Genomic DNA, 9,596 nt, shown 5'->3' on the forward strand with positions numbered 1-9,596 from the left:
AGGAGAAAATTCTCCTCAATGTTTTTTTCATGTTCTATAATAGAAATAGGAGCGTGATAATATGAGCAAGATGATTGGTGCACCAACAAGATATAGACAAGGTAAAGATGAATTAAAGTGTCTTGGTGATGATTTAAAGGACTATAAGAAAATAGTCGTTATTACAAGTGAAAATCTTAAAGAAATGTTTATTCCTCAGATAGAGGAAAGCTTACATGAACAGGAAATGACTGTTGTACTATTTCAAAATGAATGTAGCATGAGCGAGATTGAAAGAATACAACATATTGTAGAAGAAACGAATGGTGAAGTAATTGTCGGTGTCGGTGGAGGTAAGGTATTAGATACGACTAAAGCATGTGGTTATTATGCGAAAAAGCCTATTGTCGTTATACCTACTGCCGCAAGTACGGATGCCCCATGTTCTTCTTTATCAGTAATTTATCATGATGATCATACGTTTGATCATTATTTACATTTACCTAAGAGTCCAGATCAAGTAATTGTGGATACACAGGTCATTGCGAATGCCCCAGTAAGATTACTGAGAGCGGGTATTGGTGATGCATTTAGTACTTATTTTGAAGCAAAGGCTTGTTATGTGAGTCATAGTGAGAATTGTCTTCATAGTCAGGTGACAAGAAGTGCTTTCGCAATATCTAAGGCTTGTTTTGATATTGTCTATTCTTATGGATTGCAGGCTGTAGAAGATTGTAAGCAACATAAAGTCACAGAAGCACTAGAGAATGTGATAGAAGCTAATATTTATTTAAGTGGTATTGGTTTTGAGTCTGGTGGCGAAGCTGTAGGTCATGGCTTGCATAATGCGTTCACTCTTATTCCTGAAACAAATAGTAAGATGCATGGTGAAAAAGTCGCTTTTTGTACACTTGTACAATTGGTATTAGAAAATACACCTAAGCATACATTAAAGAGCTATTATGAGTTCTTAGAAGCTTTAGAGTTACCTACTACACTCTCTGATTTAGGGATGAAAGACGTAGATGAAGAAGCATTACTGCATGTATGCTTAGAAGCAGTTAAAGAAGGATCTACGACATTAAATATGCCTTTTGAAGTGACTTCAAAGAATTTATTAAAAGCTATTATCAAAGCTGATCAATACGGACAGAAATGGAAAACCTCTGGAAAATAATCCAGAGGCTTTTCTATTAGAAATACAATTTTGCGATAATCGCAATAAGAACGATAATGATAACTACAAGACTATATGCCACTGTCATCGCGCCATAGCCTTGCCAATCTTTTTGAAGTTCTTTTGTCTTTTCTTCTGAAATGACGCGTTTCTTTTTACTCATAATCATCATCCTTTCTTTCAAGTTTTATATCTATTTATATTATATACTACTTGTTAATTAATATATATATCGCGCTTTTTTTAAAAAAATTATTAATATAAAAAGCTATCAAATGATAGCTCTAAAATTCCATTACTTCTAAATCATCAGGAACAAATATATTTCCTGTATAATAGTGTGCACCTTCTGCCTTGTAGAGTTCTTTACGATTGTCTACATGATCATCTTCTGTATGATAGAGTACAAGATTCTTAATATGAAGTTTTTGCGCAAGTTCACAGGCATCTTTCACTGTTGAATGATGCTTTTCATAAGGATGTCTGAAGTCCCTTTCTTCGTATAAACAGAATGCTTCATGCAATAGTACATCCGCATTTTCTGCATAGACTTTCTCTTCTTCACAATAAGGTTCATCACCACAACATGTGAGTTTCTTACCATCATATTCCACCATGAAACCAAACTGTTTGGCTTTAGTTGAATGGATATCAAAGAAAGTGACTGGATGTCCCATAATTTCTTTAACTTCTTGATCCTTCACTTCTACTAAGTGAAGTCTTTTTCCAATTAATGCACTCTGTTTTGGTACAAGAAGTGTATCAGCCATATCCTTTAAAATATGAATAACTTCATCATGACCATAGATATAAGCATCACCTTCATATTTACCTGCATTCATAAACTGTGTAATCATACGCATCATCCAGACCATTCCTAATAGATGGTCAATATGCTTATGTGTTAAAAAGATATGCTTCATATCCTTCCAGTCATATCCTGCTTTTTTTAGCTGAGTTAGGATCTGGTTTCCTCCTCCTGCATCAACCATAAAGTATTGATAGTTGTCTTCTAAGACAAAACATGTGTTATAAATCTTAGTGACTAAGGCATTCCCCGTGCCTAGCATTGTTAGTTTCATATTCTCCCTCCCAATAATTTACTCTTATAACATATCAAATATGAAATAAGAGCAGATATTCCGCCTACCATAATACCACCTAGAATATCTGTTGGGTAGTGCACCATGAAATAATTACGACTTAGTCCCATTAATGCGACAAAGATAAAAACTAACCAGCTGTATTTCTTATTACATGTTAAGAATATACACATCATAACAGCCATAGTAGCTGTGGTATGTCCTGAAGGAAATGAAAATTCTTTATAATGTAAGCCTCCTACATACTTCCACCAGTTATAGTATTCGTCCACACCGGATAAATAAGGACGATGACGTCCTATCGCATTCTTTAAAAAGAGACTTGTAAAGATAGCGCCTATCGCAAGACTAATGAGGATACATATACCAAGTTTTCTTGTCTTTTTAAAATAAATGAGTACCAGGGATAAAGCGATAAAGAAGATGCCTTTATCACCAAAATAAGAGATAAAGCGAAAGAATGGTGTAAGTGCACCATTTGTACTTTCAGCAAGATGATGAAGGAAATGAAGGAGTGTATAGTCATATAATTGTCCTAATTCTCTCATTTTCTCATCAAGTCCTTATCATCAATTGCGCTAATTACACGACATGGATTGCCTCCCGCAATCACAAATGGTGGGATATCATCCTTTACAACTGATCCTGGTTCAATAATAGATTCTCTATTGATCTTTACACCTGGATAAATCACTGTATTGGATCCAATGCATACTCCTTCATAAATACGTACTGGCAGTGTACCTTCTAATCCTTTTGCACGATCCTGGCTACTCGTTGGTGTAACTGATGTGAGTATTGTGACATTATATCCAATAGTCACATTATCACTAATAGACACTATTCCACTATCATCAATAAAGAGATTATCTTTAGAATAGAAGTTCTTCCCTAAAGAGATATTATAGCCATATGTACAATGAAAAGGCTGTTCAATAAAGGCTTCATTCCATTCATTTAATAGTTTATCTAGTATAAGATTGATATCATCTCTTTTAAGCGGTGAAAGATTGTTTAACTCATGACAGAGACTCTTACAATAAAGACGATCATTGTAGAGTTCTTTTGAAAATGGCTGATAGAGTTCGCCTGAAATCATATCGCTTTTTGTATCATTCATTCTTTATGCCCCCTATAGTAATATTGAATCTGTTTGTATAATGCGCCACAATCATATGTCGCAAAGACCTGCGGATCAATCACACCTACATCTTTATGTGTCAATGTTTCTATCTCTTCTTTCTTATAACCCATTTGTGGTGCTAATAATACAACATCATAATAGAGACACTTCTTTTCCACAGTATGAACTGCTGCCCCTTCTATGATCAATGGGAGATTGTTTTTTAAAATATAGTTCTGCATCTTTTCCTTAAAAAATCCTGATGTCATTCCCCCACTACAGCATAAAACCACCTTCATTGGTTCCACTTTTTCTTCTATGAGTTTATTAATCATACATTGATAAAGTTCTAAGGCAATAGGAAATGTCGTTAATGGGAAGTGAAGATAGAAGATCTGTTTATCATCACTGATGATTTTTTCTTCTATCATACCTATATCATGAAAGTGAATAGAAGCAGTACGATTTTGATAGGCAATATGATATTCATTTTCATTAAATTGTATTTGAAAACGAGAATCATCTTTTAACTGGAAATAGAGATAACGTTTATAAACTTCTAGATTTTCTTTTTGATAGAACGTATCAATCATGTTTGTATTCCTCTAGAAGTGTTTTAAATGTATCAATATCTTCTTTGATGATATCAATAGAACTCTGCCAGAACGACTCATTTGTGAGATCTAGATCAAGTGTTTTCGCAATATCTTCTAAATCCATCTTACCTGTGACCGAAAGGAATGTTTCATAATCCTCTGGAAAGTGTTCAGGTTTTTTTTGATAACGTGCATAAAGTCCTTTCGCAAGTAATGAACCAAAGGCGTATGGGTAGTTATAGAATGAATAGTCTGAATCATAATAATGAGGTTTCCATGTCCACATATATGGATGGAGATAATTATGATCTAATCCATCACCATACGCTTCTATCTGTGCTTGAAGCATGATTTTCTTTGTTTCTTCCGCACTCACTGGTCCTTGTTTTCTTGCTTCAAAGAAGCGGCTTTCAAATAAGAAACGGGAATAAATATCACAGATCACCTGTACCGCATTACTTAATGTATTCTCTAATATCACAATCTTTTGAGTAGGTGTTGCTGATTTTAATGCACCTTTTCCCACTATTGTTTCACAGAAGTTAGAGGCTGTTTCTCCAATAGGCATTGGATAATGGGTATTCAATATTGTTTGATTGCCTAAACATCTTCCATGGAAACCATGACCAAATTCATGGGCTACAGTAATCACATCAGAAAAATGATTTCCATAGTTGAATAAGAAACGACTTTGTTTTAAACTTCTAATATTTTCACAGAATGCACCACCAACTTTATTTTCTCTTGGATAGACATCATCCCAATGATTCTTAATTGCATGAGTCGCAAAATCACCTAAATGTTTTGAGAATGTGTAGAACTGATCCACGACAAATTGAGAACCTTTCTCAAATGGATAGTCTTCATCATCTTCAACAACAGGGGCATATAGTTCAAACCAAGGTAAGCCGTTCTGATAGCCTAGATAGTCTGCCTTGATTTTTAGATATTCTCTTATATCAGGTAAATTCTTCTTCATTACAGAAAGTAATGTATTAAGAGTCTCCATCTTTAATCGTGATTTGATACATGATTCTACTAATGGTGTTTCATATCCTCTCAGTTTACTTGTATAGAGTACTTCTCCCTTGATTCCACTTAAACATGTCGCAATCGTTTCTTCATATGGTTTATAGGCTTCTAGTTCTGCGAAATAAGCTTTCATTCTTGTCTGCTTATCTGGACTATGAGCCATGTTCAGTACTTTAGTCAAAGGATAATCATATCCATCTATATTCACTTTAATAGAAGATACAACTGCATCCTTATGCTTCATCCAGGCATAAGAACCTGTATTTTTCATATGAGCTATGATCGATTCCTGTTTTTCATCTAAGCGATGTTTTTGATTACGTTGAATCTCTTTTAAAATATATTCATGTTCCTTAATAAAAGAATCCTGACAACTATCTAAATCAAACTCCGCAATATAGGCATTATTCTTAATATCTTCTCCTATCATTGAGGCAGTTATATTATTTAATTGATCAAGATAACGTGATGCTTCGACGTTATCTGTATGAGCTGATAAAGAAAGCTGTATAAAAAAATGAAGCATTTCTACTCTCTTTTCAATTTCTATTTTTGTCTCTATTATTTTATGTAATGCCGCTTCTGTTTTCTCGCTTCTATAAGCACAATAGTTCTTATTTAAATCCTTAAGCGTGTTTAAATCTTCTTGAAATTTTTTGTCTTGAAATGACGTATATAAGGCATCAAGATTCCATTCGTTCATTATTAATCATCTCCTAATTGTATTATACCTTATCTCTCTCATTTGTGTTAAACTTATCTTGGGTGATAAAAAAATGATAAAAGAATTACAGAAAAGATTAAAAGAACAAAATATCAAGTTCTATTATGTGCCTACTGATGATGATCATCAAAGTGAAATTGTAGGCGAACATGACCAGTTTAGAAAGTATCTAAGCGGCTTTACTGGTTCTGCTGGAGTCCTAGTTGTAGGACAGGAAGAAGCATGGTTATGGACTGATGGACGTTATTTCATTCAGGCAGAAAAAGAACTCTATCCTGGTATTAAGCTCATGAAGATGGGTAATGCAGATGTTCCTAGTGTGAAGGATTTCCTCATTGATCATCTTGATGATGGTGATGTTCTTGGTTTCAATGGTAAAGTAACAACTGCTTCATTTATCATTGATTTAGATGAAGGTAGAGAAACTGATTTTGAATTAAAAGACATCGATATGACTGATGTATGGACAAATCGTCCAGAACGTTCTCATGAACCTGCTTATATCTATGATGTGAAGTATCATGGACAAAGCACAGCACAGAAGCTTGAATGGATTCGTGGTTATATGGAAGAGAATGAATGTAATGCGCATATCATTACATCATTAGATGATATTGCATGGACCTTCAATATTAGAGGTAAGGATATTCCTCATTCTCCAATGGCTATGGCATTTAGTATTATTACTTTAGATAATGCTTATTTATATCTTCAGGATGGTACTTATGATGAAGCGATGATTGAAGCTTATAAGAATGATGGTGTTGAAATCCGTTCTTATGATGATATCTATCTAGATACAAAAAGATTAAGTGGTCAGGTACTTGTAGACTTAAGTGCTATTAACTATGCCATCTATTCATTTATAGACTGTGAAATCATGGATGGATCTAACCCATCTCAATACTTCAAGAGTATTAAGTCAGATGTAGAAATTGAAAATACAAAGCATGCCCATTTAAAAGATGGTGTAGCAATGACTAAGTTCATGTATTGGTTAAAGACTTCTATGCCTGATGATGCGACTGAATGTTCTATTACTGATAAGCTATTAAGCTTTAGAGAAGCACAGGAATTATTTACTGATGTTTCATTTAATACAATTACTGCTTATAAAGAAAATGCGGCATTAATGCATTATCATCCATCTCACGAACAAGATGTTCATGTTAAAAAAGAAGGTATGCTTCTTATTGATTCAGGTGGACAGTATTTAGATGGTACAACTGATATTACACGTACATTCATTTTAGGTGAAATCAGTGGAACTGAAAGAAAATACTTCACATATGTATTAAAGGCTATGTTGAAGATGCAGGAAGCTGTTTTCTTATATGGTGCAAATGGTATCTGGATTGATGGTCTTGTAAGACATGAGTTATGGAAGCAGCATATTGATTTCCAGTGTGGTACAGGTCATGGTGTGGGTCATTTCTTAAATGTCCATGAAGGACCAAATGATATTAGACCACGTTTACGTGATCCACGTAAACCTTCTGCAATTCAGGAAGCAGGTATGATTACAACGGATGAACCTGGTGTTTATATTGAAGGTCAGTTTGGTATCCGTTTAGAAAATGAATTATTATGTGTTGAAGATATCAAGAATGAGTATGGTCAGTGGATGAAGTTTGAACCTCTTACTTTATGTCCTATTGACTTAGATGGTCTTGATGTTTCTTTACTAACAACTGATGAAAGAGAAGCATTGAATAAGTATCATGAATTCGTAAGAGAATCATTAAATCCATACTTAACTGATGAAGAAAATGAATGGTTAAAAACTTATACAAGAGGTATTTAATATGAAGTACTATGATTTACCAAAAACTGATTTAAAAGTATCTGAAATAGCCTTGGGCTGCATGCGCATTGCAGATAAGAGTGTTGAGGAAGTAGAAGAACTTGTGAAGACTGCATTAGATTGTGGTATTAACTTTTTTGATCATGCTGACATTTATGGTGGAGGAAAGTCAGAAGAGTTATTTGGCCAAGTTCTTGAAAAACATCCTGAATATCGTGAAAAGATGATTATTCAGACAAAGTGTGCCATTGTACCTGGGAAACGTTATGACTTTTCTAAAGAGTATATTATAAATGCGGTCAATGGGTCATTAAAAAGACTCCATACTGATCATGTAGAAATTCTTTTATTACATAGACCTGATGCATTATGTGACCCTCAAGAAGTGGCAGAAGCATTTGATGAACTGTATGTTAGTGGTAAGGTCAAATACTTTGGAGTATCTAATCATACACCAGGACAGATTGCCTTATTACAGAAGTATACAAAGCATCCTATTATTATTAATCAGTTACAGCTTTCTATTGTGCATTCTGTGATGATTGATAGTGGCATGAACATGAATATGAAGGAAGACTTTGCGATTGATAAAGATGGCGGTGTGCTTGATTATTGTCGATTAAATAATATCACAATCCAGGCTTGGAGCATTGTGCAGGCGTCTTGGGCTGAAGGGACTTTTTTAAATCATCCTGATTATAAGAAATTAAATAACATCCTTGATGATCTAGCAGAGAAATATAATGTTACTCCTGCCGCAATTGCGACTGCATGGATTTTAAGACATCCTGCCCATATTCAAGCAATTACTGGTACGACTTCTCCTAAACATTTAATTGAAACAGCAGAAGCTGCGAATATTGAATTAACACGTCAGGAATGGTATGATCTTTATCTAGCAAGCGGTAAACCTTTACCATAAGGGGGTTAATCTATGAAAGTACTTATGATTAATGGAAGCTCTCGTAATAATGGCTGTACACGTGCAGCGTTAGATATTATGACTGAGACATTTAAAGAAGAAGAAGGTATTGAAACAGAAATCATCTTTATCGGTAATCAGCCTATTGCGGATTGTATGAACTGTAAGAAATGTGTAACTGAACATCAATGTGTATTTGATGATGTAGTCAATGAAATCACTACAAAAGCAAAAGACTGTGATGGCTTTATCTTTGCCTCACCTGTCTATTATGCTCATCCGAGTGCAAGATTACTTGCAGTATTAGACAGAGCCTTCTATTCAAATAAGAGTGTCTTTGTCTATAAACCAGGCGCTTGTATCTTTAGTGCAAGACGTGCTGGACAAGTGGCAAGCATGGATGTTGTCAACAAACATTTCAGCATCTCTCATATGCCTATTGTATCTGCCAATTATTGGAATGAAGTCTTTGGACGTGAACCTGAAGATGTTTATAAAGATGCAGAAGGTGTTGCGACTATGCAGAATATCGCCAAAAATATGAGCTGGCTTCTTAAGTCTATTGAAGCAGGTAAAAAAGATGGTCTTGAAAGACCAGAGCTCTCTACTGGACATACGAACTTTCATCATTAAGAGAAGAATTTTTCTTCTCTTTTTTATATATTTGTAAGCGCTTGTTATATTGACGATTGTTTATATGAGGACTAGAATACAGTTGTATGTGGGGAAAGAAGGCATTTCAATGAGTAACTCTATCATGATGCGATTAATCAAATGTTTATCTATAATTATGTTAGTGATTGGCTGTGTACAGCCACCCTCTGTACAGGCTTATTCACCTGTTCTTACAGAAACAGTTCAAAATACAAATAATACAAATAAAAATGCTTCAGTAACAGTTCAAAGAAAAGAACAACCTAAGCAGAACACTTTAGAACTATTTGTGATTACTATCTTAGTCACAATTCTTATTCTATTTTTTGTTGGAATAGTTCATAAAGATTTAAAAATATAAAAAAAGAGATGTTGAACATCTCTTAGTCAGCAGGGAATATAACCCAATGGTATTAAGTTAAACAAAACTAATACCATCAGGTAATTAAGTTAAGGTGTCAGCTATATAAACGGCAGACACC

General features: G+C 34.3%; 11 protein-coding genes. 5 read left to right on the top strand and 6 right to left on the bottom strand.

Going from position 1 to position 9,596, the window contains the following annotated elements; all coding sequences use genetic code 11:
* Window positions 1–61 precede the first annotated feature (61 nt).
* Entirely contained in the window at window positions 62–1,156 is a 1,095-nt protein-coding gene (locus EAI80_RS04315) for a glycerol dehydrogenase (protein WP_129981055.1), read from the top strand.
* 16 nt (window positions 1,157–1,172) lie between these two features.
* Here EAI80_RS04315 and EAI80_RS13330 read toward each other — a convergent pair whose 3' ends face one another.
* The 6 genes from EAI80_RS13330 to EAI80_RS04340 form a co-directional block, all read right to left on the bottom strand.
* Window positions 1,173–1,319: a hypothetical protein gene (locus EAI80_RS13330; RefSeq protein WP_022424163.1), complete on the bottom strand. Its 147-nt coding sequence runs from the start codon at window positions 1,317–1,319 to the stop codon at window positions 1,173–1,175.
* A gap of 121 nt (window positions 1,320–1,440) precedes the next feature.
* A complete protein-coding gene (locus EAI80_RS04320; RefSeq protein WP_129981056.1) occupies window positions 1,441–2,238 on the bottom strand; it encodes an MBL fold metallo-hydrolase in 798 nt (265 codons plus the stop codon).
* Window positions 2,235–2,807, bottom strand: a complete 573-nt coding sequence (locus tag EAI80_RS04325) for a phosphatase PAP2 family protein (protein ID WP_129981057.1) — start codon at window positions 2,805–2,807, stop codon at window positions 2,235–2,237. Before EAI80_RS04325 ends, EAI80_RS04320 begins: the two co-directional genes overlap by 4 nt.
* Window positions 2,804–3,379, bottom strand: coding sequence for a maltose acetyltransferase domain-containing protein (locus tag EAI80_RS04330; protein WP_129981058.1), 576 nt, complete (start codon window positions 3,377–3,379; stop codon window positions 2,804–2,806). Before EAI80_RS04330 ends, EAI80_RS04325 begins: the two co-directional genes overlap by 4 nt.
* The gene (locus tag EAI80_RS04335; RefSeq protein ID WP_129981059.1) at window positions 3,376–3,975 is read right to left on the bottom strand and encodes a hypothetical protein; all 600 of its coding nucleotides are present in this window, start codon (window positions 3,973–3,975) and stop codon (window positions 3,376–3,378) included. Before EAI80_RS04335 ends, EAI80_RS04330 begins: the two co-directional genes overlap by 4 nt.
* Window positions 3,968–5,713: a M3 family oligoendopeptidase gene (locus tag EAI80_RS04340; protein WP_129981060.1), complete on the bottom strand. Its 1,746-nt coding sequence runs from the start codon at window positions 5,711–5,713 to the stop codon at window positions 3,968–3,970. Before EAI80_RS04340 ends, EAI80_RS04335 begins: the two co-directional genes overlap by 8 nt.
* 73 nt (window positions 5,714–5,786) lie before the next feature.
* Here EAI80_RS04340 and EAI80_RS04345 point away from each other — a divergent pair, with 73 nt between their 5' ends.
* The 4 genes from EAI80_RS04345 (at window position 5,787) to EAI80_RS04360 (ending at window position 9,475) form a co-directional block, all read left to right on the top strand.
* Entirely contained in the window at window positions 5,787–7,538 is a 1,752-nt protein-coding gene (locus tag EAI80_RS04345; protein ID WP_129981061.1) for an aminopeptidase P family N-terminal domain-containing protein, read from the top strand.
* Window position 7,539: 1 nt separating this feature from the next.
* Window positions 7,540–8,460 (top strand): aldo/keto reductase, encoded by a 921-nt coding sequence (locus tag EAI80_RS04350; RefSeq protein WP_129981062.1) that lies wholly within the window; start codon window positions 7,540–7,542, stop codon window positions 8,458–8,460.
* A gap of 12 nt (window positions 8,461–8,472) precedes the next feature.
* Window positions 8,473–9,093: a flavodoxin family protein gene (locus tag EAI80_RS04355; protein WP_129981063.1), complete on the top strand. Its 621-nt coding sequence runs from the start codon at window positions 8,473–8,475 to the stop codon at window positions 9,091–9,093.
* A 109-nt stretch (window positions 9,094–9,202) separates the two neighbouring features.
* Window positions 9,203–9,475 carry a hypothetical protein gene (locus tag EAI80_RS04360; protein WP_129981064.1) on the top strand — a complete coding sequence of 91 codons (273 nt, stop codon included), beginning with the start codon at window positions 9,203–9,205 and terminating at the stop codon, window positions 9,473–9,475.
* Window positions 9,476–9,596 lie beyond the last annotated feature (121 nt).

The organism is Catenibacterium sp. co_0103, assembly GCF_004168205.1.
GTDB classification, from domain to species: Bacteria; Bacillota_I; Bacilli_A; order Erysipelotrichales; family Coprobacillaceae; genus Catenibacterium; species Catenibacterium mitsuoka_A.

Bases quoted from the DNA above. Each gene is read 5' to 3' on its own strand.
- EAI80_RS04330 (WP_129981058.1), bottom strand. From the start codon at position 3,379: ATGAATGATACAAAAAGCGATATGATTTCAGGCGAACTCTATCAGCCA.
- EAI80_RS04320 (WP_129981056.1), bottom strand. From the start codon at position 2,238: ATGAAACTAACAATGCTAGGCACGGGGAATGCCTTAGTCACTAAGATT.
- EAI80_RS04355 (WP_129981063.1), top strand. From the start codon at position 8,473: ATGAAAGTACTTATGATTAATGGAAGCTCTCGTAATAATGGCTGTACA.
- EAI80_RS04345 (WP_129981061.1), top strand. From the start codon at position 5,787: ATGATAAAAGAATTACAGAAAAGATTAAAAGAACAAAATATCAAGTTC.
- EAI80_RS04335 (WP_129981059.1), bottom strand. From the start codon at position 3,975: ATGATTGATACGTTCTATCAAAAAGAAAATCTAGAAGTTTATAAACGT.
- EAI80_RS04340 (WP_129981060.1), bottom strand. From the start codon at position 5,713: ATGAACGAATGGAATCTTGATGCCTTATATACGTCATTTCAAGACAAA.
- EAI80_RS13330 (WP_022424163.1), bottom strand. From the start codon at position 1,319: ATGAGTAAAAAGAAACGCGTCATTTCAGAAGAAAAGACAAAAGAACTT.
- EAI80_RS04315 (WP_129981055.1), top strand. From the start codon at position 62: ATGAGCAAGATGATTGGTGCACCAACAAGATATAGACAAGGTAAAGAT.
- EAI80_RS04325 (WP_129981057.1), bottom strand. From the start codon at position 2,807: ATGAGAGAATTAGGACAATTATATGACTATACACTCCTTCATTTCCTT.
- EAI80_RS04360 (WP_129981064.1), top strand. From the start codon at position 9,203: ATGAGTAACTCTATCATGATGCGATTAATCAAATGTTTATCTATAATT.
- EAI80_RS04350 (WP_129981062.1), top strand. From the start codon at position 7,540: ATGAAGTACTATGATTTACCAAAAACTGATTTAAAAGTATCTGAAATA.